This window comes from Pseudomonas sp. MF09150, from assembly GCF_059862355.1.
This window is the reverse complement of record NZ_JCBCUS010000008.1, coordinates 307,693-329,507: the sequence shown is the minus strand read 5'-3', so window position 1 is coordinate 329,507 and position 21,815 is coordinate 307,693. Positions and strand designations below refer to the sequence as shown.

General features: G+C 60.6%; 22 protein-coding genes and 3 tRNA genes. 14 read left to right on the top strand and 11 right to left on the bottom strand.

Translation table 11 applies throughout. The features are described 5' to 3' along the window. Window positions 1-1,378 precede the first annotated feature (1,378 nt). Together AC19YX_RS27520 and ctpM are read left to right on the top strand one after the other, a co-directional pair. Entirely contained in the window at window positions 1,379-2,695 is a 1,317-nt protein-coding gene (locus AC19YX_RS27520) for a Na+/H+ antiporter family protein (protein ID WP_161955774.1), read from the top strand. 141 nt (window positions 2,696-2,836) lie between these two features. Further along, entirely contained in the window at window positions 2,837-4,516 is a 1,680-nt protein-coding gene (ctpM, locus tag AC19YX_RS27515; protein ID WP_078473279.1) for a methyl-accepting chemotaxis protein CtpM, read from the top strand. Between the two features lie 79 nt (window positions 4,517-4,595). On the opposite strand, the gene trhP is transcribed toward ctpM, so the two are convergent. Further along, window positions 4,596-5,927, bottom strand: a complete 1,332-nt coding sequence (trhP, locus tag AC19YX_RS27510) for a prephenate-dependent tRNA uridine(34) hydroxylase TrhP (RefSeq protein ID WP_500607484.1) — start codon at window positions 5,925-5,927, stop codon at window positions 4,596-4,598. Between the two features lie 164 nt (window positions 5,928-6,091). Here trhP and AC19YX_RS27505 point away from each other — a divergent pair, with 164 nt between their 5' ends. Further along, on the top strand, window positions 6,092-7,153 hold the full coding sequence (locus AC19YX_RS27505) for an AI-2E family transporter (protein ID WP_078473277.1): 1,062 nt from the start codon (window positions 6,092-6,094) through the stop codon (window positions 7,151-7,153). Here the strand turns inward: AC19YX_RS27505 and AC19YX_RS27500 are convergent. The 3 genes from AC19YX_RS27500 to AC19YX_RS27490 form a co-directional block, all read right to left on the bottom strand. Further along, window positions 7,150-7,332, bottom strand: coding sequence for a hypothetical protein (locus tag AC19YX_RS27500; RefSeq protein WP_020296837.1), 183 nt, complete (start codon window positions 7,330-7,332; stop codon window positions 7,150-7,152). The two genes, AC19YX_RS27505 and AC19YX_RS27500, sit on opposite strands and share 4 nt — an antisense overlap. Window positions 7,333-7,449: 117 nt before the next feature. Next, a complete protein-coding gene (locus AC19YX_RS27495; RefSeq protein WP_020296836.1) occupies window positions 7,450-7,644 on the bottom strand; it encodes a hypothetical protein in 195 nt (64 codons plus the stop codon). Window positions 7,645-7,889: 245 nt separating this feature from the next. After that, window positions 7,890-8,243, bottom strand: coding sequence for a hypothetical protein (locus AC19YX_RS27490; protein ID WP_043229212.1), 354 nt, complete (start codon window positions 8,241-8,243; stop codon window positions 7,890-7,892). Window positions 8,244-8,497: 254 nt separating this feature from the next. Here AC19YX_RS27490 and AC19YX_RS27485 point away from each other — a divergent pair, with 254 nt between their 5' ends. Next, window positions 8,498-9,316, top strand: coding sequence for a shikimate 5-dehydrogenase (locus AC19YX_RS27485; protein ID WP_500607483.1), 819 nt, complete (start codon window positions 8,498-8,500; stop codon window positions 9,314-9,316). Between the two features lie 85 nt (window positions 9,317-9,401). Here the strand turns inward: AC19YX_RS27485 and AC19YX_RS27480 are convergent, their stop codons facing one another. Then, on the bottom strand, window positions 9,402-10,052 hold the full coding sequence (locus AC19YX_RS27480) for a YceH family protein (protein ID WP_020296833.1): 651 nt from the start codon (window positions 10,050-10,052) through the stop codon (window positions 9,402-9,404). 129 nt (window positions 10,053-10,181) lie between these two features. On the opposite strand from AC19YX_RS27480, the gene AC19YX_RS27475 reads away from it, so the two are divergent. Continuing rightward, a complete protein-coding gene (locus AC19YX_RS27475; protein WP_078473274.1) occupies window positions 10,182-10,691 on the top strand; it encodes a DUF1993 domain-containing protein in 510 nt (169 codons plus the stop codon). 89 nt (window positions 10,692-10,780) lie between these two features. Here AC19YX_RS27475 and sstT read toward each other — a convergent pair whose 3' ends face one another. After that, window positions 10,781-12,013 (bottom strand): serine/threonine transporter SstT, encoded by a 1,233-nt coding sequence (gene sstT / locus AC19YX_RS27470; protein WP_201131686.1) that lies wholly within the window; start codon window positions 12,011-12,013, stop codon window positions 10,781-10,783. Between the two features lie 319 nt (window positions 12,014-12,332). On the opposite strand from sstT, the gene AC19YX_RS27465 reads away from it, so the two are divergent. Next, window positions 12,333-13,487, top strand: a complete 1,155-nt coding sequence (locus AC19YX_RS27465; RefSeq protein WP_421549235.1) for an MFS transporter — start codon at window positions 12,333-12,335, stop codon at window positions 13,485-13,487. Window positions 13,488-13,491: 4 nt separating this feature from the next. Here the strand turns inward: AC19YX_RS27465 and nhaR are convergent, their stop codons facing one another. Then, window positions 13,492-14,397, bottom strand: coding sequence for a transcriptional activator NhaR (nhaR, locus tag AC19YX_RS27460; protein ID WP_020296829.1), 906 nt, complete (start codon window positions 14,395-14,397; stop codon window positions 13,492-13,494). A gap of 133 nt (window positions 14,398-14,530) precedes the next feature. On the opposite strand from nhaR, the gene AC19YX_RS27455 reads away from it, so the two are divergent. Both AC19YX_RS27455 and AC19YX_RS27450 read left to right on the top strand, forming a co-directional pair. Next, window positions 14,531-14,782: a hypothetical protein gene (locus tag AC19YX_RS27455; protein ID WP_421549297.1), complete on the top strand. Its 252-nt coding sequence runs from the start codon at window positions 14,531-14,533 to the stop codon at window positions 14,780-14,782. A gap of 30 nt (window positions 14,783-14,812) precedes the next feature. After that, the gene (locus AC19YX_RS27450; RefSeq protein ID WP_078473270.1) at window positions 14,813-15,559 is read left to right on the top strand and encodes a TerC family protein; all 747 of its coding nucleotides are present in this window, start codon (window positions 14,813-14,815) and stop codon (window positions 15,557-15,559) included. A gap of 70 nt (window positions 15,560-15,629) precedes the next feature. Here the strand turns inward: AC19YX_RS27450 and AC19YX_RS27445 are convergent, their stop codons facing one another. After that, window positions 15,630-15,797 carry a hypothetical protein gene (locus AC19YX_RS27445; RefSeq protein WP_178102995.1) on the bottom strand — a complete coding sequence of 56 codons (168 nt, stop codon included), beginning with the start codon at window positions 15,795-15,797 and terminating at the stop codon, window positions 15,630-15,632. Between the two features lie 167 nt (window positions 15,798-15,964). Here AC19YX_RS27445 and AC19YX_RS27440 point away from each other — a divergent pair, with 167 nt between their 5' ends. Further along, window positions 15,965-16,693 (top strand): PA2778 family cysteine peptidase, encoded by a 729-nt coding sequence (locus tag AC19YX_RS27440; RefSeq protein ID WP_201131682.1) that lies wholly within the window; start codon window positions 15,965-15,967, stop codon window positions 16,691-16,693. A 54-nt stretch (window positions 16,694-16,747) separates the two neighbouring features. On the opposite strand, the gene pbpG is transcribed toward AC19YX_RS27440, so the two are convergent. Further along, window positions 16,748-17,686 carry a D-alanyl-D-alanine endopeptidase gene (pbpG, locus tag AC19YX_RS27435; protein WP_078473268.1) on the bottom strand — a complete coding sequence of 313 codons (939 nt, stop codon included), beginning with the start codon at window positions 17,684-17,686 and terminating at the stop codon, window positions 16,748-16,750. A gap of 271 nt (window positions 17,687-17,957) precedes the next feature. On the opposite strand from pbpG, the gene AC19YX_RS27430 reads away from it, so the two are divergent. Next, complete coding sequence (locus tag AC19YX_RS27430) at window positions 17,958-18,527, top strand: hypothetical protein (protein ID WP_500607482.1); 570 nt, start codon at window positions 17,958-17,960, stop codon at window positions 18,525-18,527. Between the two features lie 75 nt (window positions 18,528-18,602). Here the strand turns inward: AC19YX_RS27430 and folD are convergent, their stop codons facing one another. Continuing rightward, window positions 18,603-19,457: a bifunctional methylenetetrahydrofolate dehydrogenase/methenyltetrahydrofolate cyclohydrolase FolD gene (gene folD / locus AC19YX_RS27425; protein WP_020296823.1), complete on the bottom strand. Its 855-nt coding sequence runs from the start codon at window positions 19,455-19,457 to the stop codon at window positions 18,603-18,605. A gap of 280 nt (window positions 19,458-19,737) precedes the next feature. Between folD and AC19YX_RS27420 the strand changes: the two genes are divergently transcribed. The 4 genes from AC19YX_RS27420 to AC19YX_RS27405 all read left to right on the top strand — a co-directional run bounded on the left by AC19YX_RS27420 (window position 19,738) and on the right by AC19YX_RS27405 (window position 21,460). Then, window positions 19,738-19,814, top strand: a tRNA-Arg gene (locus AC19YX_RS27420). A 40-nt stretch (window positions 19,815-19,854) separates the two neighbouring features. Continuing rightward, a tRNA-His gene (locus AC19YX_RS27415) sits at window positions 19,855-19,930 on the top strand. Window positions 19,931-19,988: 58 nt separating this feature from the next. After that, a tRNA-Leu gene (locus tag AC19YX_RS27410) sits at window positions 19,989-20,073 on the top strand. Between the two features lie 163 nt (window positions 20,074-20,236). Beyond that, window positions 20,237-21,460: a tyrosine-type recombinase/integrase gene (locus AC19YX_RS27405; RefSeq protein ID WP_500607481.1), complete on the top strand. Its 1,224-nt coding sequence runs from the start codon at window positions 20,237-20,239 to the stop codon at window positions 21,458-21,460. On the opposite strand, the gene AC19YX_RS27400 is transcribed toward AC19YX_RS27405, so the two are convergent. Then, complete coding sequence (locus AC19YX_RS27400) at window positions 21,436-21,660, bottom strand: helix-turn-helix transcriptional regulator (protein ID WP_500607480.1); 225 nt, start codon at window positions 21,658-21,660, stop codon at window positions 21,436-21,438. The two genes, AC19YX_RS27405 and AC19YX_RS27400, sit on opposite strands and share 25 nt — an antisense overlap. Between the last annotated feature and the right edge of the window lie 155 nt (window positions 21,661-21,815).

Sequence of the window (21,815 nt, the reverse complement as noted above, 5' to 3'; positions counted from 1 at the left end):
AGGGTTTGCCGTCGGGAATCGGCGAGAAGGGCGCGAGCACTTTGAGCACGCTGTCGCTGTGCAGGCTGCGGGTCTGGGTGCCGCTCGCCAGCAGGCTGATCAACTGACTGCCGCTGGCCTTGTCGACCTGGTCCAGGCGCTGGCTCAGCTTGCTGGCGTCCGGGCTGTAGGCCGCCAGCAGCCCGACCGGGCTGATGATGCTGACGTTGGTCTGGCCGTCGTAGAGTTTCTTGCTCGCCTGTTGGCTGGTGGCCTGCAGGCTGTTGAGGTTGATGTCCACCGATAGCGAGGCGATGACTTTGCCCTCGACCATCAGTGGGAAGACGATGCTGGTCATCAGCACCTGCTGGCCGTCGATTGCGTAGAAGTAGGGTTCGATCACGCAGGGCTTGAGGGTGCTGCGCGGGCAGGTGAACCAGGCGTTGGCCGGCTCGCCGCTGGGGCCGCTGCGGGTGTCGCTCATGTCGCTTTCAGGCAGCGACATCGAGGTCAGCTTGCCGGGCGTGGGCTGGGACCAGTACAGGGCAAAACGGCCCTTGTCGTTGCTGCCCAATTCTTCCTGGCCGGTGAAGAGTGAGTCCTTGCCGTCCAGTGCGTTGGCTTCGAACACCAGGGACAGGCCGAGCAACTGCGGGTTGGCCTGCAGTGCCGACTTGACCTGGCGGGTCAGGTCTTCACGCAGGTCGAAGGCGTCGAGAAAGCGCTTCTCGGCCTGCTCCCGCAGGAACAGCACCTGGCGTGAAAAACCATGGCCGTATTGATAGGCGTCCATGAATTGTTGGCGAATCCCCAGCGCCTGCACCTCGCCCTGAGCCTCGATCCGCGCCTGGGCGGCTTCATTGAGCATGTCCATGCTGGAGGCCTTCACCAGCTCGGAGTTGTGCTCCATGCGATAGAGCGAGAGGCCCACCAGCAAGGTGACGATACCCAGCAGGCAGAGTCCGGCCAGCAGGGTGATTTTCCATTGGATGGAAAGTTGTCTAAGCGACATGGGGCGTCCTTATTCGATAAATATCTGAGACTTTGCACTGTAACGGCCGCCGAAACCGATTCTTTAAACGCTTGTTCGAAATAACCCCCCACCTCCACCTGTAGCCACTGCCGCAGGCTCGGGCCGCGTTCGGACTCTGGCCCGTACCGACACCCACTTATTCCAGTTGAAACAGGGCCAGCATCCAAACGCAGCCCGAACCTGCTGCTCCACCACTGGCGAGGAAGCGCTTTCTCCGCCCCGGGTTTTGACAAGCCGCGCCCGCTGCTGCACAGTGCGCGCCCTCTAATAAGACCCTCTTTCCATTCGATGTCGGCAGCCCCCTGCCTTCTGGTCGGTCACATGCTTTTGCGCCATTTTCAGCGGCGCAGTAATGAGGTAACGATGATTAATGCAGTAATTGCCGCGGTCGGCGTCATGCTGGTGCTCAGCCTGTCCCGCGTGCATGTGGTGATCGCCCTGATCATTGGCGCGTTGGTGGGTGGACTCACCGGCGGCCTTGGGATCGAGGCCACGCTCAAGGCGTTCAACAGCGGCTTGGGTGGTGGTGCGACCGTGGCGTTGTCCTATGCCTTGCTCGGCGCGTTTGCGGTGGCGATTGCCAAGTCCGGCCTGGCCCACGCCCTGGCAGACAAGATCCTGCTGCTGGTGGACCGCCAGGACGCCCACGGCGGCGGCCAGGTCAAATGGCTGCTGATCGGCCTGCTGTGGGTGGTGGCGATCGCTTCGCAGAACATCCTGCCGATCCACATTGCCTTTATCCCGCTGCTGGTACCGCCACTGTTATATGTGCTGACCAAGCTGCAACTGGACCGCCGGCTGATCGCCTGCGTCATCACCTTCGGCCTGATCACCCCCTATATGTTTTTGCCGGTGGGTTTCGGCAACATCTTCCTCAATGAAATCCTCTTGGCCAACGTCGCCCGCAGCGGGGTCGACATCAGCCAGATCAACGTCACCCACGCCATGGGCATCCCAGCCCTGGGCATGGTTTTCGGCTTGTTGATGGCCTTTGTCAGCTACCGCAAAAAGCGCGTGTATGACCTGGAAAAGATCGAGAAAGTCGAGCAGGTGACGGTGCAATACAACCCGCGCACCTTGCTGGTGGCAGGCTTGGCCATCGTGGTGGCGTTTGTGGTGCAGTTGCTGCTGGACTCGATGATTATCGGGGCTTTGGCCGGTTTTCTGATCTTCTCGGTGTCGGGCATCGTGCGCTGGCGCGAAACCGACGACCTGTTTACCGAAGGCATGAAGATGATGGCCATGATCGGCTTCATCATGATTGCCGCCTCGGGTTTTGCCGAGGTGATGAAGGCCACCGGCGAGGTCAAGACCCTGGTGGAAACCTCGGCCAGCTGGATCGGCCACAGCAAGGGCGTGGGTGCGCTGTTGATGCTGCTGGTGGGGCTGCTGGTGACCATGGGCATCGGCTCGTCGTTTTCCACGGTGCCGATCCTGGCCGCGATCTTTGTCCCGCTCTGTGTGCAACTGGGCTTCAGTCCCCTGGCCATCGTCTGCATCGTCGGCACGGCCGGGGCCCTGGGCGACGCCGGTTCGCCGGCCTCGGACTCGACGCTGGGGCCGACCTCCGGCCTCAATATCGACGGCCAGCATCACCATATCTGGGACACCGTGGTTCCGACCTTCCTCCACTACAACCTGCCGTTGCTGGCGTTCGGTTGGGTGGCGGCAATGGTGCTCTGAACCACTGAGCCGATGGCCCGGCGTTGCCGGGCTGCTCGTGGCCTGCTTTTGCCCCCGCGCACAGGCCCGCGGGGGCTCAACTTTTGATCCGGCGTGCCGTTAACGGCTTAACCACGCCAATAAAATCAAGAGTGAATACCTATGCGCCTAAGCTTGAAGGCCAAAGTCCTGTCCCTCGCGGTACTCCCGGTGTTGCTGTTTGCGCTGGTGATCAGCCTGACCACGGTATTCATGCTCAAGCAGCAGGCCAGCAAAGAGGTCGAAGAGACCCGCCAGCGCCTGCTGGGCGAGGCCAAGGCCACCTTGCAGAGTTACGTGGAGGTGGCGCTCAACACCGTCAAGCCGTTGTATGACGCTGCAGCCAACGGCGATCAGGCGGCGCGGGCCGAGGTGGTCAAGCTGCTGTCGAACATCACGTACGGCAAGGATGGCTACTTCTTCGGCTACGACTCCGAGACCGTGCGCCTGTTCAAGGGCAACAGCCCGGACGGCGTCGGCAAGAGCTTCAAGGACAACCGCGACCCCAATGGCGTGTACGTCAACCGCGAGCTGGTGCGGGTCGGCAAGGACGGCAGCCACTACGTGCAGTACAGCTCGACCCAGCCGGGCAGCGATGTGCTGGTGCCCAAGCTCGGCTACACCGAATACCTGCCCAAGTGGGACATGGTGCTCGGCACCTCGGTCAACCTAGACGGTATCGATGCCCAGGTGGCGGCGGTCGAGGCCAGCATCAACCAGCGCATGGAAGGCATGGTCCTGAGCATTGTCGGGATTGCCGTGGTAGTGCTGCTGGTGATCGCGGCGCTGGGCCTGCTGGTGGCCAACACCATGCTGCGTCCGTTGCAACTGATGAAGGTCAGCCTCGACGATATCGCCGCCGGCGATGGCGACCTGACCAAGCGCCTGGCGATTACCAGCCAGGACGAGCTGGGTGATCTGGCCGGGTCGTTCAACCGCTTTGTCGACAAGATCCATGGCCTGGTGCGGCAGATCACCGAGATGACCAGTCAGTTGACCGGCCTGGTGACCCAGGTTTCCGATCAGGCCCAGCGTTCGGAACAGGCGATGGAGCGTCAGCGCCACGAGACCGATCAGGTGGCGACCGCGATCAATGAGATGTCCTCGGCCGCCCATGAAGTGGCGCGCAGTGCCCAGGGGGCGGCGGTGGCCGCGCAACAGACCGACGCCGAAGGCCAGGCCGCCAAGCGCGTGGTGGATGGCAGCATCGCCCAGATCCATGCGCTGGTCAGCGATATCCGTAGCAGCGGTACTTCCCTCGACAGTTTGCAGAAGGACGTGGCATCGATTGTCAGCGTGCTGGACGTGATCCGCTCGATTGCCGAGCAGACCAACCTCCTGGCGTTGAACGCGGCCATTGAAGCGGCACGTGCCGGGGAGGCCGGGCGTGGTTTTGCGGTGGTGGCGGACGAGGTGCGGGCGCTGGCCAGTCGTACCCAGCAGAGCACCCAGGAGATCCAGGGCATGATCGACCGTCTGCAGCAGGGCACGCGGACGGCAGTGGAAGCCATGCGCCGTTCCAGCGATGCCGGCGATGGCACCTCGGCCCAGGCCAACGAGGCGGGTGCGTCGCTGGACACCATGGCGCAGTTGATCGGCACCATCAATTCGATGAACGCTCAGATTGCCAGTGCCGCCGAAGAACAGACTGCGGTCGCCGAAGAGATCAACCGCAGCGTGCATCAGATTGCCGTGGCGGTGGACAGCGTCGCCGACGAAACCCAACTCGGCGCCCAGACCTCCCGCAGCCTGGCGGACCTGGGCCAGCGTTTGGGCAAGTTGGTGGGGCAGTTCCGAATCTGAGGCTAACCCTCAACTGTCCTGTAGCCGCTGCGCGCAGCCTCGCGGGCTCGTCAGCGCCTACTGGCGGCTACGGTTCTGTTTAGACAGTGATATCGCGCATCAGCAGGCTGTAGCGCAGGTCGACCTGGTCGGGAATCGGCAGGTACACGGTGTGGCCGTCACCCGGGGCGACCTCGATGGCTTCGCCCTTGGCGTTTTGCAGTTGATGCAAGTCGAAGTGGAAGTTGCCCTTGGGGGTCATCAGTTCCATGTGGTCGCCCAGGGCAAAGCGGTTTTTCACCTTGACCTCGGCCAGCCGGTCGCGGCGTTCGCCGGTCAGTTCGCCGACGAACTGCTGGCGCTCCGAAACTGAGCTGCCGTTCTGGTAGTTCTGGTACTCATCGTGCACATGGCGCCGCAGGAAACCTTCGGTGTAGCCGCGCTGGGCCAGGGATTCGAGGTCGTTCATCAGGCTGCGGTCGAACTCGCGTCCGGCCGCCGCGTCATCGATGGCCCGGCGATAGACCTGGGTGGTGCGTGCGCAATAGAAGTGCGACTTGGTGCGCCCCTCGATCTTCAGCGAATGCACGCCCATCTGGGTCAGGCGCCCGACGTGCTGCACCGCGCGCAGGTCCTTGGCGTTCATGATGTAGGTGCCGTGTTCGTCTTCGAATGCCGGCATCAGTTCGTCCGGGCGGTTGGCCTCCTGCAACAGGAACACCTGGTCGGTGGGCGCCCCCAGGCCCAGGGTCGGCTCGGCGTTCGGTTCGAACAGCTGGACAATATCGCCGGCGGCATTCTCGGTGGCCTCCTGGGCCTTGTATTTCCAGCGGCAGGCGTTGGTGCAACTGCCCTGGTTGGCATCGCGCTTGTTCATGTAGCCCGACAGCAGGCAGCGCCCGGAATAGGCCATGCACAGCGCGCCGTGGACAAACACCTCCAGCTCCATGCCCGGCACCTGCTGGCGGATCTCGGCGATCTCTTCCAGCGACAACTCGCGGGACAGGATGATTCGGCTCAGGCCCTGTTCTTGCCAGAACTCGACGCTGGCCCAGTTCACCGTGTTGGCCTGTACCGAGAGGTGGATCGGCATCTGCGGGAAGTGCCGCTGCACCAGCATGATCAGGCCCGGGTCGGACATGATCAGCGCATCCGGGCCCATGGCGATCACCGGCTCCAGGTCCTTGAGGAAGGTCTTGAGCTTGGCGTTGTGCGGGGCGATGTTGACCACCACGTAGAAACGCTTGCCCTGGGCCTGGGCTTCCTGGATGCCGAGGGCCAGGTTGGCGTGGTCGAATTCGTTGTTGCGCACCCGCAGGCTGTAGCGCGGCTGCCCGGCGTAGACCGCGTCGGCGCCGTAGGCAAAGGCATAGCGCATGTTTTTCAGGGTGCCGGCGGGGGCGAGCAGTTCGGGTCGGGCGAGGAGCGTCATGGGGCTGTCGGTCGCAAAAGGTCGCGAGGGTAAAGCAGTGCGCTCCGGGGTTTATTGATCTGGATCTATGCTCAATGCACAAAAGATGGCACTTGGACGCACAGCGGTTGACTAAGCCTCTGGACGCCCGTCAGCGTCCTGCGGCTTATCGAACTGGATCGGATATGAATCAAACCAACCTGCAAAACAAAAGCCTGCTGGTACTCCTGGTACTGGTGACGGTCGCTTTCATCTGGATCCTCCTGCCGTTCTACGGAGCGGTGTTCTGGGCGGTGATCCTCGGCATCGTCTTCGCCCCGCTGCAACGCCGGCTGCAATTGAAGTTCGGCTGGCCACGCAACCTGACTTCACTGTGCACCCTGGGCATCTGCCTGGTGATCGCGATCCTGCCGGTGATCATCACCAGCGTGCTGCTGGTGCAGGAAGGCACCAACGTCTACAAGAACATCGAGAGCGGGCACCTGGACATCGCCGGCTACCTGGCGCAGTTCAAGCACGCGTTGCCGCCGTATTTCCAGCACCTGCTGGACCGCTTCGGCATGGGCGAGCTCGACGGCCTGCGCGAGAAAATCGTCAAGAGTTCGATGCAGGGCAGCCAGTACCTGGCCAGCCAGGCGTTCAGCTTCGGCCAGGGCACGTTCGAGTTTGTGGTGAGCTTCTTCATCATGCTCTACCTGCTGTTCTTCTTTCTGCGCGATGGCGCCGAACTGGTGCGCAAGATCCGCACGGCGGTGCCCCTGGCGGAACATCAGAAGCGCCGCCTGCAACTCAAATTCAACCGAGTGGTGCGCGCCACCGTCAAAGGCAACGTGCTGGTGGCGGTGACCCAGGGGGCGCTGGGTGGGGTGATTTTCTGGTTTCTCGACATCCCCAGCGCCTTGCTCTGGGCGGTACTGATGGCTTTTCTGTCGTTGTTGCCGGCGGTGGGCGCGGGGATCGTCTGGGCCCCGGTGGCCGCGTACTTCCTGCTCAGCGGGGCGATCTGGCAAGGGGTGGTGCTCGGGTTGTTCGGGGTATTCGTGATCGGCCTGGTGGACAACGTGCTGCGCCCGATCCTGGTGGGCAAGGACACCAAGATGCCGGATTACCTGATCCTGATCTCGACCCTGGGTGGCCTGGCGATCTTCGGGCTCAACGGTTTTGTCATCGGTCCGCTGATCGCGGCGTTGTTCATGTCGAGTTGGGCGTTGTTCGTCGAAACCCGGCCGCGGGTGCAGTTGCCTTAAGCGACCAGCATCGGCTGTTCGAACTTCAGCGACAGTGCCTGCGCGGCGGGAAGCGAGGTAAGCGGGCCGCTGATCGGTTCGCCGTCCCGTACCAGGTACCAACAGGCGAGCAATCCTAGCTCTCTGAGCGGTGCGGGAACGGCGCTGCCGATAACGGACATGATCTGAACCTTGTGCATAAGTGCCTCCATCAATCAGTGGGGCTACCTTACAAAGCTCAGGGTGTTACGAAAAATCACCACGCTCGATAGTCGACATTGATGGCAACGACGGCGGTTGTGGTCCGGCGCGTGGTTTCAGTCCACCACCTGGTCGAGCATGTTCAGCACTTCCTGATCGTTGAGCAGGCCTTTGCGCACCAGGTTTTCTGCCAGCAGCGAAAGAAACTTGGCGCTGCGATGGCCCTCCAGGTGTTTGAGTTCGGTCAGCGCACTGTAGACCTTGCTTGAGGTACAGAGGCCGGCGATGCGGTGCGGGTTTTGCGTGGGCATAGGGTTCGTCCTTGTTTTTATGAGCCTGTTGGCATGGACAGATCCGATCTTGCGGACCTGGCATGACAGATATATGACCGTCGTATGCACGATGGGTGCGCGGTGACGGCCTTACTATTGCCGGATTTACAGGCAATTACTGTTCCGTCAGCGACCTGGGATTGGGATATTCAGACATTTGGATGATGGCAAAATGCAACAAGCCCCGCTTTGAGGGCGGGGCCTGTCAGGGTGGAGCGGGCTGCTTACCAGCGGCCAGGGCCGTAGTAGTGGCGAGGCGGGCCGTAGTAGCCACGGGGCGGGCCGTAGTACACCGGTGCCGGGCGGTAGTAGACCGGCGCTGCTTCGACATACACCGGTTGCGGCTGGTAGTAGACCGGAGGCGGTGCGGCATACACCGGCTGTGGTTGTACGTACACCGGTTGCTGTTGCACGTACACCGGACGTTCCTGGTTGGACATGACGGAGCCCATTACCGCAGCACCTACGACAGCACCCAACACGGCCGGCCCGGCCCAATTGCCGCCATGGGCGGAGGCTTGGCCAGCGACAGCGAGTGCACCAATGAGCAAGGCTATCTTGGGGATTCTGGAAATCATGGTAGTTCCTCGGTTCAACCCCGGGCTTGTGGTCTGCAATAGACTCAAGGACTGTCGCGGGGATACTTCTAAGACAGCGGTTTTGGCAAAAACTGCACAGCCGCTGAGTAAATATTGTGTAAGGTCTGTACCGGCTTCTTTACCGTCATCCCTGGGCGGTAATGCCACCTTCAAACTTGGCGTCGATATGATCAGGCACAAGTCGTGCGGCGGGTTAATCCGTCTATCCGAAAGTGCCTTGCGAGGAGATTCACATGCAAATGAACCCCAACAAAGACACTCAGTTGTGCATGTCATTGTCAGGGCGTCCGGGGAACTTCGGCCTGCGCTTTCATAACCATCTGTATGAACAGTTGGGCCTGAATTTTTACTACAAGGCCTTCAGCAGCCAGGATCTGCCCGGCGCCATTGGCGGGATCCGGGCCCTGGGAATTCGCGGTTGCGGCGTGTCGATGCCGTTCAAGGAGGCCAGTATCGAGCTGGTGGATGAGCTGGACGCGTCGGCTAAGGCCATCGCCTCGATCAACACCATCGTCAACACCAATGGCCACCTCAAGGCCTACAACACCGACTACATCGCCATTGCCCAATTGCTGGCCGCGCACCAGGTGCTCCAGGCCTCGAGTTTTGTCCTGCGTGGCAGCGGCGGCATGGCCAAGGCCGTGGCCAGCGCCTTGCGCGATGGTGGCTACAGCAACGGCATTATCGTTGCGCGCAACCAGAGCGCCGGGCGCGCGCTGGCGGACTCCCTGGGTTATCAGTGGCAGGCCGAGCTGGGTGATGTGCGGGCGCAGATGCTGATCAACGTCACGCCGATCGGCATGGCTGGGGGTGCCGAAGCCGACCAGCTGGCGTTCCCGGCCGAAGCGATCACCGAGGCACAGACAGTGTTCGATGTGGTGGCGATCCCAGCGGAAACCCCGTTGATCCTGCGCGGTCGGGCCGAAGGCAAGCAAGTGATCACCGGCCTGGAAGTGATTGCGATCCAGGCTCTGGAGCAATTTGTGCTGTACACCGGCGTCCGCCCGAGCGAAGCGCAATTCCAGCAAGCGGTGGCATTTGCGCGGGGGTAGAAGGTCAGGTAAAGGGAAGAGCCGATAGGGCCAGCGCAGACTTCGGCCGCGGCTACAGTGTGTAGCCGCGGCCGGGGAGAAGGTGTCAGCCTTCGAGTTTTGCCAGGCGCTCTTCGAGGGCGGCGATGCGGGCTTCGAGTTCTTCGATGCGTTCGGCGGATACACCGCTGCCGCTGCTGCGCTCAACCGGATTCTGGCGTGCGGCCAGAATCGCCTCGATATCCGCCGGATCCCCCAGGGCGTGCATATAGCGGTCTTCGCGTTGTCCCGCCTGGCGCGGAATCAGCAGTGCCAGGCCACGGGCAATCAGGCGTTCCAGCTGATGCACCACCTGCTCGGCGTCTTCGAAATCATGCATGCGCCCGCTGCGGGTCAGCAGCTCGTTGACGGTTTGCGGGCCACGCAGAAACAACAGGCCGCTCAGCACCACCTGGGCCGGCACCAGCTCCAGGGCCTTGTCCACGCGATGCTCCCAGCGATCGGCGCGGCTGCCCATCACCAGTCGGGTAAAACCTCGGCCTTCAAGCGCACGCAGGCTTTGCCCGACCTGGCCCTGGCTCAGGTTCATCACCGGTTCACGGCTGGTTTTCTGGTTGCAGGCAAGCACCAGGGCATTGAGGGTCAGGGGATAGGTTTCCGGGCTGGTGGCCTGTTTTTCGATCAAGGAGCCAAGAATACGGATTTCCGTACTGTTGAGCCGCAGTTCATCAACGGAGGTCTCTTGCTCAGTGCTCATCGCGCTTTCCCTATGCTATGGAAGGCGACTAGCCTAATCCTTGCGCAAGAAAAGACAAGCCGCCCGCCGAGCGCAAGGATGTCTATAATCGCGCCACGCTGTATTTCTGCCACCCATGTCGAGACTGTCATGACTATTTCCCTGTACGCCGCCTCCGTTCCTGTCTTCAAGCAAATGCTCACTGCCCTGAGCGATGTGCTGAACAAGGCCGAAGCCCATGCCACGGCGAAGAACATCGACCCCAATGCCTTCCTGCAGGCCCGCCTGTACCCGGACATGTTCCCCCTGGTACGCCAGGTGCAGATCGCCGTGGACTTCGCCAAAGGCGTCAGCGCCCGCCTGGCCGAGGTCGAACTGCCCAAGTACGACGATAGCGAAGTCACCTTCGCCGACCTGCAAGCCCTGATCGCCAAGGTCCTGGCCTTTATCGACGGGATCCAGCCCGCGCAGATCGATGGCAAGGAAGGCATCGAAATCGTCACCCGCCCAGGCACGCCAAAAGAGAAGCGCTTCAGCGGCCAGTCCTACCTGCTGACCTACGGCCTGCCGCAGTTCTTCTTCCACGTCACCACCGCCTACGCCTTGCTGCGTCACAACGGTGTTGAAGTCGGCAAGCGCGATTACATGGGCGCTTTCTAAGCCCCACGCTGCAAAAAGCCCGGCAAGGTGTGAGCCTTGCCGGGCTTTTTTGTGCGCGGCGTTCAGGGCCGCATCGAAGGCTGTGTCGCTCAGGCTGTCGGTTGGACCGGATCGTCCTGGGCCATGCAGGCGGCTGCGGTGAACAGCACGTCGGTGGAGGAGTTGAGGGCGGTTTCCGCCGAGTCCTGAAGCACGCCGATGATGAAGCCGACCGCCACCACCTGCATCGCGATCTCGCTGGGGATGCCGAACAGGCTGCACGCCAGGGGAATCAGCAACAGCGAGCCACCGGCCACGCCCGAGGCGCCGCAGGCACAGATCGCCGCGACCACACTGAGCAGCACCGCAGTCGGCAGGTCGACGCTGATGCCCAGGGTGTGCACCGCCGCCAGGGTCAGCACGGTGATGGTGATCGCCGCGCCGGCCATGTTGATGGTGGCGCCCAGGGGGATCGATACCGAATAGGTGTCTTCATGCAGGCCCAGGCGCTTGCTCAGTTCCAGGTTGACCGGAATGTTGGCCGCCGAACTGCGGGTGAAAAACGCGGTAATCCCGCTTTCGCGCAGGCACATCAGCACCAGCGGGAAGGGGTTGCGGCGGATTTTCCAGTAGACAATGGCCGGGTTCATGACCAGAGCCACAAACAGCATGCAGCCGATCAGCACCGCCAGCAGGTGCAGATAGCCCAGCAGCGCACCGAAGCCGGAGGTGGCCAGGGTCGAGGCCACCAGGCCGAAAATCCCCAGCGGGGCGAAGCGGATCACCACCTGCACGATCAGGGTCACGCCGTTGGACAGGTCGCCCAGCACAGTGCGGGTGGTCTCACCGGCATGGCGAATGGCGACGCCCATGCCGATGGCCCAGGCCAGGATGCCGATGAAGTTGGCATTCATCAGCGCGCTGACCGGGTTCTCGACCACGCTCAGCAACAGGCTTTGCAGGACTTCGGCGATGCCACCGGGGGCGCTGATGGCGACGTCGTGGGTGGACAGCACCAGCGCCGACGGGAACAGGCTGCTGGCGATCACCGCGACCACGGCCGCGGCGAAGGTGCCCAGCAGGTACAGCACCAGGATCGGCCGGATATGGGTTTGCTGCCCATGTTTGTGGTTGGCGATGGAGGCCATCACCAGCACGAACACCAGGATCGGCGCCACGGCCTTGAGCGCAGCGACAAACACCTTGCCGATAAAAGCGGTGGACTTGGCCACTTCGGGCAGCAACAGCGCCAGGGCGATCCCGGCGAGCAAGCCGATAATGATCTGCGTGACCAGGCTGATGCCCTTGAGTTTTTGCAGAAGCGAAGGGGGCGAAGCAGTCATAACGGTATCTCTGTTTTTTTTGAGGTATTGGATGGGGCGACAGTAATAGACGCGGCAGACTGTCTCAAGGATTGCCCACCGTACGCGGCAGCAACGCTTTGCGCTGAATCACCGAGGGTAGACGATGACCGTGCCGGGTTTTTTAGGGGGGCGGACTTTATCACAGCGCCGGTGGTTCCCCGGAGGTGTATGACGATCTGCCGCACAGCCCGCGCTTCAGCGGCGGCTCAAACATTCTGTTAACATTCGCCATCCTTTTTTCATATCCCCTCAGTGGGCCCTCGGGCTGGCGCTGGCGTTGTCGTTTCTGGAGTTATTCATGCTGTTGCCCATCCTGCTGTTGTCGGCTGCGGGTTTTACCGTGCTGACCACGGAATTCATCATCGTCGGTCTGCTGCCGTCGATCGCCCGGGATCTTGAGGTCAGCGTGCCCCAGGCCGGCCTGCTGGTGACGCTGTTCGCCTTCACCGTGGCCGCATTCGGGCCGTTTCTCACCGCCTATTTCGCCCGTTTCGAACGCAAGCGCCTGTTTGTGACGGTACTGGTGATGTTCGGCCTGGCCAATACCCTGGCGGCGCTGGCGCCGAATATCGGGGTCATGGCTGTGGCCCGGTTGATCCCGGCGTTGGGGTTGCCGGTGTTCTGGGCCCTGGCCAGTGAAACTGCGGTCGGCATTGTCGGCCCGGACTACGCCGGGCGCGCCATCGCTAAAATCGGCTTCGGTATTGTGTGTGCCACGGTTTTCGGGATTCCGGTGGGGACCCTGATTTCCGATGCCTTCGGCTGGCGCAGCGCCTTTGCGATCCTGGCGGTGGTGGCGTTCGCCAAGGCCTTGCTGCTGTTTATCTACCTGCCGAAGACCGAGCTGCATAAGCAGCAGGTCAGCCTGGGTTCGCAATTCAAGATCCTGCGCAGCCCGCTGATGCAGGGGCATGTGCTGCTGTCGATCCTGGTGTTCAGCGGTATGTTCACCGCTTACACCTACCTCGCCGACATCCTTGAGCGCCTGGCCGGGTTCAACGGCACCGTGGTGGGCTGGTGCCTGATGGGCTTTGGTGCGGTCGGATTGATCGGCAATTCCCTGGGCGGACGGGCAGTGGACCGGCATCCGCTGATGGCGTCGATGGTGTTCTGCGCCTTTATGATCGGCGGCATGGTGGCCCTGGTGCCGGCTATCCATTCGACATTGGGGCTGGCGGCGGCCATGGGTATCTGGGGCGTGACCCAGGCGGCGTTGTTTCTGGTCAGCCATGTGCGGCTGATGAAGGCCGCACCTGAAGCGCCGGCCTTTGCCGCGTCCCTGAACATCGCCGGGGCCAACCTCGGGATCGGCCTGGGAGCCATGGTCGGTGGCCGAGTGATCGACACCCTGGGCCTGGGCAGCCTGGGATTCGCCGCTGCCGGATTCATCCTGGTGTCGATTGTCCTGGCCTTGCTGCTGATGGGCGCCAAGCCGCGCAGCGCCTGCGCCTGAAACCTCAGGCGGGCAGGGCGGTGAACAGCTCGCGGCGCGCACCCTCGGTAATCGCGACGATGCCGGGGTGCTTGACCTTGCGCTCCACTGAAATGGCATAGAAGGACTCGGTCACTGCATCGGTCTGGCCGATCAGCTCCACGCCGTATTGGCGCTTCACTTCATCGGCAATCACGCTGGGGGCGATGAAAATCCCGCTGCCGGATTGACCGAAGGCCTGCATCAGCGCGCTGTCGTCGAACTCGCCAATGATCCGCGGCTGAATCTGCTGTTCGGCGAACCAGCGCAGCAAGCGGCTGCGGACCACGGTTTCCTGCCCCGGTATCAACATGGGTGCGCCGTGCAGGCTGTGGGGGAAATCCTGGCCGTAGGCCTGGGCCAGGTTGGCCGTGGCGAAAAAACTGATGCCGCATTCACCCAGCTTCTGGCTGTAGCCCTTGATGTCGAGGTGCGACGGCATCGGACTGTCGGAAATCACCAGGTCCAGACGCTGGATGGCCAGGTCGGCCAGCAGCCGTTCGAGTTTGTCTTCGCGGCAGGTGATGCGGATCGGCTCACTCAACTCCATGGTGGGCGCGATCAGCCGGTAGACGATGGATTTGGGCACCACATCGGCCACCCCCACCCGAAACTGGATCTGCTGCTCATTGGGCTGGGCGCGGAGCATGGCTTCCAGTTCGCCCCCCAACTGAAACATCTGTTCGGCATAAGGCAGGGTCTGGCGCCCGGCTTCGGTGAGTTCCAGCTGACGTCCGACCCGGCGAAACAACTCGATGCCATAGGTTTGCTCCAGCAGGCTAATCTGACCGCTGATGGTTTGCGGGGTGAGGTTGAGCTGCTCGCAGGCGCGCACGATGCTGCCGGTTTTGGCCACGACCCAGAAGTAATGCAGTTGACGATAATTGAGCATGGCGATCTCACTTCGTAAAAACCGAATTATAACTGCAAAAAATACGAATTTTCCTGAAGTATCCAGCTCTTTAGAATCCCCCGCTATCGACGGCCTGCCGGTTGGGCCCGTCTGTTCTATCGAGGGAAACACCATGAAAATTCAAAACATCGGCGCCGCAGCCTTGCTGGCGCTGGCATTAGTGGGCCTGGCTGGCTGCGATCAAGCAGAAAAAAGCGCCCAGCAATTGATGGGCAAGGCTGCCGAATCGGCCAAGCAAGCGATTGACGACACCCACAAGGCGGCCGAGCAAGCCATCAGCGACGCCACCGGTGGCTTGATCAGCAAACAGGAAAAACCCGCTGACGACGGCAAGAATAAAGAGCCGTCGTCGCAGGAAATCTAACCCTTTCGTACCACAGAGCCAGGATTGCCCATGGAATACCTTTTACAACTCGCCGCCAGCCCCACCGCCTGGGTCGCCCTGGCCACCCTGGTGGTGATGGAAATCGTGCTTGGTATCGATAACCTGATCTTTATCTCGATCCTGACCAACAAATTGCCCGAGCAGCATCGAGCCAAGGCGCGACGCATCGGGATCGGCATGGCCCTGATCCTGCGTCTGGCGTTGCTCAGCACCATCGCCTTTATCGTGCAGTTGACCGAGCCGGTGATCGACGTGTTTGGCCAGGTGTTCTCCTGGAAGGACATGATCCTGATCGCGGGTGGCTTGTTCCTGTTGTGGAAGGCCACGACCGAGATCCATCACAGCATGGACCCGCAGGCCCAGCACGACGATAAGGCCACTGCGGGTGTGTCCATCGGCTTTGCCGCTGCGATCGGCCAGATCCTGCTGCTGGACATGGTGTTTTCCATCGACAGCATCATTACCGCCGTTGGCATGACCGAGCATTTGCCGATCATGATCATCGCGGTGGTGGTCTCGGTCCTGGTGATGTTGCTGGCCGCCGAGCCGCTGGCCAAGTTCATCAACGACAACCCGACCGTGGTGATGCTGGCCCTGGGCTTCCTGATCATGATCGGCATGACCCTGATCGCCGAAGGCTTCGGTGCCCACGTGCCAAAAGGTTATGTGTATGCGGCGATGGCGTTCTCGGCGGCGATCGAGAGCCTGAACATGCTGGCGCGACGGGCGCGGCAGAAGCGTGAACTCGATGCCTGATTGATTGCGTGACATTTGGCCGCCTGCCTTCGAAAGAATGCAGGCGGCTTTTTTTTGCCGGGTGGATGACTCAGTGCGCGGTCGCGGGACGTGGCGCCGGTTTGCTGACTTTTGCCGGGGTTGGCGGTGGGAGAGGGTGGTGATGCCGGCGGGTGATCCGCAACACCCCCCAGAGCATGGCGCCGGCAACGGCCAGCCAGCCACAGATCAGTAGGAAAATCGTCGTTGTCAGGCTCATACGTGCCTCCTCTTTGCCCTGTCTAGGGCACACACTCTTTGCAATGGACAGTCTAGTCGCTGCCGTGTTTCAAACAATTGACCAATAGTCGAGAGTGATCGACTGCTTCGCTCTATCGCCGGCAATTAACTGCGACCTAACGCTATACCACCGAGCCAGAGGGCCCTATGATCAGGCCCCCAGCCGGAAGACTGTCAGGCCGGCGTCTGATCAAGAGAGCGAAGATGGTGCGGGTATTTCCTCGAATTCGAACGGCGTTGCTGGCCAGCGCCTGTGTCCTGAGCCTGGCGGGTTGCGCCACGGGTGTGCAGCCGGAGATCCAGCGCCTGCCCGAGCGGGTCGAGCTCAGCAGCGTGCCGTTCTTTCGAGGCGAGATCTATCAGAGTGGCCCCGGCGCCCTGGCCAGCATGCTGTCCCAGCAAGGTGTGGTGATCACGCCCGGGCTGCTCGACAAGCCTTTGCATCTGCCGGGCGCCGAGGCGCAGTTGCAGCAGAACATGCAGAAACTCGCCCGTGAGTACGGGATGCTGGTCTACCCCCTGGACGACAACCTGCCAGCCCTGCTGACCCAGGTGGCCGCCGGTTTTCCGGTGATGCTGCGCTTTACCGAAGGTTCGTCGTTCTGGTCGCAGCCGCGTTACGCGGTGTTGGCCGGCTACAACCGCGACAAGCAGACGGTACTGCTGCGTGCAGGGCAGAATCGGCGGATGCTGATGAGCTTCAGTTCATTCGAGTCAGCCTGGAAGAATGCCGGGAGTTGGGCGGTGTTGATCCAAGCGCCGAACCAAGTGCCAGCCAAGGTCGATCGCCAACGCTGGTTGCGGGCAGCGGATGAACTGGCCCAGGCCGGTCAGGAACAGGCAGCAGCCAAGGCGGTCAAGGCCATTGGCAACTGATCTGAGCAGATGTGAAAACGGCGCCCTGAGGCGCCGTTTTCATTTAAAGAGGATTCACTGGCTGCGCTGGGCGACGCCACTCTGGCGGTCCTTGAGGTTCTTGTCGGCCTTGTAGCGCAAGGCTGCATCCGGCACCGAACCGCTTTTGCCGGTCTCGACCCAGTTGCGGATGCGGCTGGCATCGGCGAAGTGGGTGTATTTGCCAAAGGCATCGAGAATTACCAGCGCGACCGGGCGATTGCCCATGCTGGTGACCAGCACCAGGCAATGACCAGCCTGATTGGTAAAGCCGGTCTTGGTCAGCTTGATATCCCAGTTGGCCCTGTTCACCAGGTGGTCGGTGTTATGAAAACCCAGGGTGTAGTTGGGTTTGCGGAAGGCCACGGTTTTTTCCTTGGTGGTGCTCAACTCGCTGAGCATCGGGTACTTGCGTGCGGCCAGCAGCAGCTTGCTCAGGTCGCGAGCTGTGGACACGTTGTGAATCGACAGCCCGGTGGGTTCCACATAGTGGGTGCTGGTCATGCCCAATGCTTTGGCCTTGGCGTTCATCGCCGCAATAAAGGCCGCGTAACCGCCCGGATAATGATGGGCCAGGCTCGCGGCGGCGCGGTTTTCCGATGACATCAGAGCGATCAGCAGCATGTCGCGGCGGCTCAGCTCACTGTTGAGCTTGACCCGGGAGAACACGCCTTTCATTTCCGGGGTGTCGCTGATCGACACCGAGATGTATTCATCCATCGACTGTTTGCCTTCCAGCACGATGAGGCCGGTCATCAGCTTGGTCACCGACGCAATGGGTACCACCACGTCCGGGTTGCTGGAATAGATGACTTTGTTGGTCTGCAGGTCGAGCAGCAAGGCGCTGCCCGAAGCGATATGCAACTGTGAAGTGTCTCGGGGCGCGGCGGTGGTTTCGCCGGCAACGACGGTCTGCGTGATGAAGGTGCCTGTAACAGCAAAAAATAGGCTCAGGATAGAAAGACGAATTTTCACGCGGGCGGACTCGAAAAAAGTATGGATATGCCGTTTGGCAACGGGTCGTTTTCGAAAAAACGTTACATTTTATGAGTATGGCTGAAGAACTGTCGATTGTTCTTCCAATGGTCGATGAAACCCCCTAAGAACTAAGAAAAAACAGGTATTTTCCGAGTGATGGCGCTTTGGTATCCGGGTCGGTACTTAATAAACATGGTGCGCCACCCGGGCGGGGATTAGCATCGCCTTTTTTGCTGCATATCACCCTGGAATAAACGGGAGTCGGGCAATGCCGAAAAGCTTTATCAGCAAAGAGTATCTGCCCATGGTGGTGTGGGCGGGAATGGTGGCAGTGCTGTTGCTGGCGTTCGCGTTTTTCCCCAAGTCGGCTGATTGGTATGGCTGGATCCAGGCAGTCGGGCTGATAGTGGGTTTGATGGTGGCCATTGCCGTTCCCGCTATTCAACGGCGGCAAGAGTTTGCTGCGCAACGCGCTCAACTGCGTGAGCGCAATGTGGGGTATGGCCGACGCCTGCACTACTTCACGTTGGAGTTGCTGGAGTTGCTGGAGTTGTTGGGGCGTATTGGAGCCAATCTGGCGCATTTTCGGGCCACTGATCGTCATCGTTGTCAGCGCAATATCGAGGATTTTCTGCACCGCGTGTTCGAGTCCCACAAACGCGATGTTAACGATGAGCGGATTGTCATCATCCATGACCTGCGCCTCCTCGCCCAAACCCTGGTCGATGAGCTGGAAAGCGGGCGAAGTGATCGGGTGGTGATGCTCGATCTGGAAAAACGCCTGCAGAAAGTGGCGTATCGCGCCCAGGTCAGCGCGGCGCTGGCGGAGCGCAGCTAGTCCGGCATACCCCATAAACAAAGAACCCCGCCAATGGCGGGGTTCTTTGTTAGCGGAACAGATGCACTTCCTGGTTTAGCTATGCAGGGTTTCCGCCGCGTACAGTGTGTTCTCCAGCAGGCAGGCGCGGGTCATCGGCCCAACGCCACCCGGTACAGGGGTGATCCAGCCGGCGCGGGGCAGGGCCGTCTCGTAGACCACATCGCCCACCAGCTTGCCGTCGCCCTGGCGGTTGATGCCCACGTCGATAACGATGGCGCCCGGCTTGATCCACTCACCTTTGACCAGCCCCGGCTTGCCGGCGGCAACCACCACCAGGTCGGCGCGGCCAACGTGGCCTGCCAGGTCCTTGGTGAAGCGATGGGTAACGGTCACGGTGCAGCCAGCGAGCAACAGCTCCATGGCCATCGGGCGCCCGACAATATTAGAGGCGCCGACCACCACTGCATCCAGGCCGTAAAGATCGACCCCGGTGCTTTCCAGCAGGGTCATGATGCCTTTGGGGGTGCAGGGTCGCAGCAGTGGAATGCGTTGTGCGAGACGACCGACGTTATAAGGATGGAAGCCATCCACATCTTTATCCGGGCGAATGCGCTCCAGCAATTTGGAGGCATCGAGATGTTCGGGCAAAGGCAATTGCAGCAGAACACCATCAATGTTCGGGTCATCATTAAGGCGATCGATCAGGCTAGCCAGATCGTCTTGAGTGGTGTCGGAGGGCAGGTCATAGGCTTGGGAAAGAAAGCCGACCTCTTCACAGTCTTTACGCTTGTGCGAGACATAAACCTGAGACGCTGGGTCGCTGCCGACCAGGATCACCGCGAGGCCGGGGGTGCGCAGGCCTTGCTGGCGACGCTCGGCGACACGTTTGGCGATCTGCTGGCGCAGGCTAGCGGCGATCGCTTTGCCGTCGATTAGTTGTGCAGTCATGACGCGTGATTAACCATCGAGAGGGAGAGAAAAAGAGAACGTATTCTCGCATGTCGGGACGTGAGGGCAAAGGCGCTTGGTCAGCAAATTCCCCTAACCCCTTTAATTAAATGAATTTTTTTCAAAAAAGAGTTGACGACCTTAGCGACCACCTATAACATTCGTCGCACTTGTCGGGCACAGCCTAGCACTGGTTAAGAAGGTCGGGCAGAGTTGATGGTTAACTCACAACGACTGAAAGCACTTAGTTTGTAATCGTTAAAGAATACAGATTAATAAGGCGCCCGTAGCTCAGCTGGATAGAGCATCCGCCTTCTAAGCGGATGGTCGCAGGTTCGAGTCCTGCCGGGTGCGCCATTAGGCAGCTTTGGCACAAGTAACGCAACAACGCAATATGGTGGGCGTAGCTCAGTTGGTAGAGCACAGGATTGTGACTCCTGTTGTCGTGGGTTCGATCCCCATCGTCCACCCCATATTTCGAAAAGGCGCCAGATTAATAGTCTGGCGCCTTTGCTTTAAAAGGCTTGATACGCGGACGTGGTGGAATTGGTAGACACACTGGATTTAGGTTCCAGCGCCGCAAGGTGTAAGAGTTCGAGTCTCTTCGTCCGCACCAAATCAGGTTTCGCTAAGTCCCGCTGACTTTCGCGAACATCAGTAAACAAGCCGCCTAGAGCGGCTTTTTTATTGCGCCAAGCTTCGCCATCTTTCGCCACCTTCCGCACTTATCTAGTACATTCGCTAGTACATATCGAATTCGACCTGTACTGGATGTACTGATGCCTCTGACAGATACCGCCGTCCGGCAATCAAAACCCAAAGAAAAGAGCTATAGCGTCAACGACACCGATGGCCTGTCACTGTTCGTGGCACCTGGTGGGACCAAGTCGTGGCACTTCCGTTTTAGTTGGCACGGAAAGCAGCCGCGTATCTCGCTGGGAACTTACCCCGAGATTTCCCTGCGCGATGCGCGTGCACTTCGGGACGAGGCTCGCAGCCTTGTTGCCAAAGGAATTGACCCGCGCGTTGATCGCCGGCAGGAAAAGCACGAAGCCGGGATAAGCGCGAACAACACTTTCGAAGCTGTGGCAGAGCGCTGGCACGCATTCAAGGCCCCGCGCCTGACCGTGGCGGTCAAGGGCGAATCGGTGCAGTCCCGCCTTTACCTGGACAAGGACTTGATTCCGTCCCTGGGCAAGATCCCGATTACTGAGATCAGGCGTTCCGATGTACTAGCGGCAGTACGCCGGGTAGAAGCGCGGGGCGCCCTGCACGTCGCCGAGAAATGCCGCACCTGGTTGCGCCAGATATTCAGCTATGCCATCGCCGAGGGACTGCTTGAGTCGAACCCAGCAACCGACCTGGAAATCGTTGCCGCTGTGCAGCCGCCCGTTAAGCACAACCCAATTCTGCGAGGGGACGATGAGCTGAGGGAGTTCCTGTTGAAGCTGAGCACCTTCGGCGGATCGCTGTTTACGAAGCATGCCATTCGGTTGTTGCTGCTGACCGGCGTGCGCACGGGCGAATTGAGGGCTGCCGCGCCAGGTCAATTCGACCTGGACGCAGCGCTTTGGAGTGTTCCGCCCGAAGGCGTCAAGCAGTTGAGGAGTAGGGTTAGAACGGAGGGGGATGTGATACCGCCCTACCTGGTGCCGCTTTCGCGGCAAGCGGTAGAGTTGGTGCGTGAGCTTAAGTCGATGACAGGCCACTGCCGCCTGCTGTTCACGGGTCGCAATGATCCCAGCAAGATGATGAGTGAGAACACAGTCAACAACGCCATCAGGAAGATGGGCTACGAGGCAAGGCTGACAGGCCACGGTATACGCGGCACGATATCTACAGCCTTAAATGAGAAGGGATATAACGAGGACTGGATCGAGGCGCAGCTTTCGCACGTTGGCGAAAACAAAGTCCGGGGCGCATACAACCATGCCGAGTACGTCGAGCAGCGCCGGGTGATGATGCAGGAGTGGGCCGACTACTTGGATGGGCTGGTTTCCTGACCGCGAGCTGCATCCGCCTGTTGCTGGTTCCACTGTAAAACCTCGGCCTTGATCCATGCGACGGACCGGGTGCCCAGTTTGACCTGCTTGGGGAATTTCCCCTCGTTGGCCATCTTATAGATGGTGGTAGTTTTGATGCCCACCAGCTTAATCACCTCGGGCAGTTTGATGTATTCGATGTGTTGCGCTTGAGTCTGCATAGGGATTCCTCGCCCACCATCGCCGGCAGGCTGTTCAGATTATTGAGTGGGTTGTTTCAGATGGTGCTGAAGGCCGCCGGCGTTGCGCCGTGAGATGGCTTTATGCCTCGATAGAGAGTCCACCCGATTGGGTGTAAAAAGATGGTTCAACTTGG

What these genes read in the sequence shown, in the direction of transcription:
- ctpM (WP_078473279.1), top strand. Translation starts at nt 2,837, where the DNA reads ATGCGCCTAAGCTTGAAGGCCAAAGTCCTGTCCCTCGCGGTACTCCCG.
- trhP (WP_500607484.1), bottom strand. Translation starts at nt 5,927, where the DNA reads ATGACGCTCCTCGCCCGACCCGAACTGCTCGCCCCCGCCGGCACCCTG.
- AC19YX_RS27505 (WP_078473277.1), top strand. Translation starts at nt 6,092, where the DNA reads ATGAATCAAACCAACCTGCAAAACAAAAGCCTGCTGGTACTCCTGGTA.
- AC19YX_RS27500 (WP_020296837.1), bottom strand. Translation starts at nt 7,332, where the DNA reads ATGCACAAGGTTCAGATCATGTCCGTTATCGGCAGCGCCGTTCCCGCA.
- AC19YX_RS27495 (WP_020296836.1), bottom strand. Translation starts at nt 7,644, where the DNA reads ATGCCCACGCAAAACCCGCACCGCATCGCCGGCCTCTGTACCTCAAGC.
- AC19YX_RS27490 (WP_043229212.1), bottom strand. Translation starts at nt 8,243, where the DNA reads ATGATTTCCAGAATCCCCAAGATAGCCTTGCTCATTGGTGCACTCGCT.
- AC19YX_RS27485 (WP_500607483.1), top strand. Translation starts at nt 8,498, where the DNA reads ATGCAAATGAACCCCAACAAAGACACTCAGTTGTGCATGTCATTGTCA.
- AC19YX_RS27480 (WP_020296833.1), bottom strand. Translation starts at nt 10,052, where the DNA reads ATGAGCACTGAGCAAGAGACCTCCGTTGATGAACTGCGGCTCAACAGT.
- AC19YX_RS27475 (WP_078473274.1), top strand. Translation starts at nt 10,182, where the DNA reads ATGACTATTTCCCTGTACGCCGCCTCCGTTCCTGTCTTCAAGCAAATG.
- sstT (WP_201131686.1), bottom strand. Translation starts at nt 12,013, where the DNA reads ATGACTGCTTCGCCCCCTTCGCTTCTGCAAAAACTCAAGGGCATCAGC.
- AC19YX_RS27465 (WP_421549235.1), top strand. Translation starts at nt 12,333, where the DNA reads ATGCTGTTGCCCATCCTGCTGTTGTCGGCTGCGGGTTTTACCGTGCTG.
- nhaR (WP_020296829.1), bottom strand. Translation starts at nt 14,397, where the DNA reads ATGCTCAATTATCGTCAACTGCATTACTTCTGGGTCGTGGCCAAAACC.
- AC19YX_RS27455 (WP_421549297.1), top strand. Translation starts at nt 14,531, where the DNA reads ATGAAAATTCAAAACATCGGCGCCGCAGCCTTGCTGGCGCTGGCATTA.
- AC19YX_RS27450 (WP_078473270.1), top strand. Translation starts at nt 14,813, where the DNA reads ATGGAATACCTTTTACAACTCGCCGCCAGCCCCACCGCCTGGGTCGCC.
- AC19YX_RS27445 (WP_178102995.1), bottom strand. Translation starts at nt 15,797, where the DNA reads ATGAGCCTGACAACGACGATTTTCCTACTGATCTGTGGCTGGCTGGCC.
- AC19YX_RS27440 (WP_201131682.1), top strand. Translation starts at nt 15,965, where the DNA reads ATGATCAGGCCCCCAGCCGGAAGACTGTCAGGCCGGCGTCTGATCAAG.
- AC19YX_RS27430 (WP_500607482.1), top strand. Translation starts at nt 17,958, where the DNA reads ATGCCGAAAAGCTTTATCAGCAAAGAGTATCTGCCCATGGTGGTGTGG.
- folD (WP_020296823.1), bottom strand. Translation starts at nt 19,457, where the DNA reads ATGACTGCACAACTAATCGACGGCAAAGCGATCGCCGCTAGCCTGCGC.
- AC19YX_RS27405 (WP_500607481.1), top strand. Translation starts at nt 20,237, where the DNA reads ATGCCTCTGACAGATACCGCCGTCCGGCAATCAAAACCCAAAGAAAAG.
- AC19YX_RS27400 (WP_500607480.1), bottom strand. Translation starts at nt 21,660, where the DNA reads ATGCAGACTCAAGCGCAACACATCGAATACATCAAACTGCCCGAGGTG.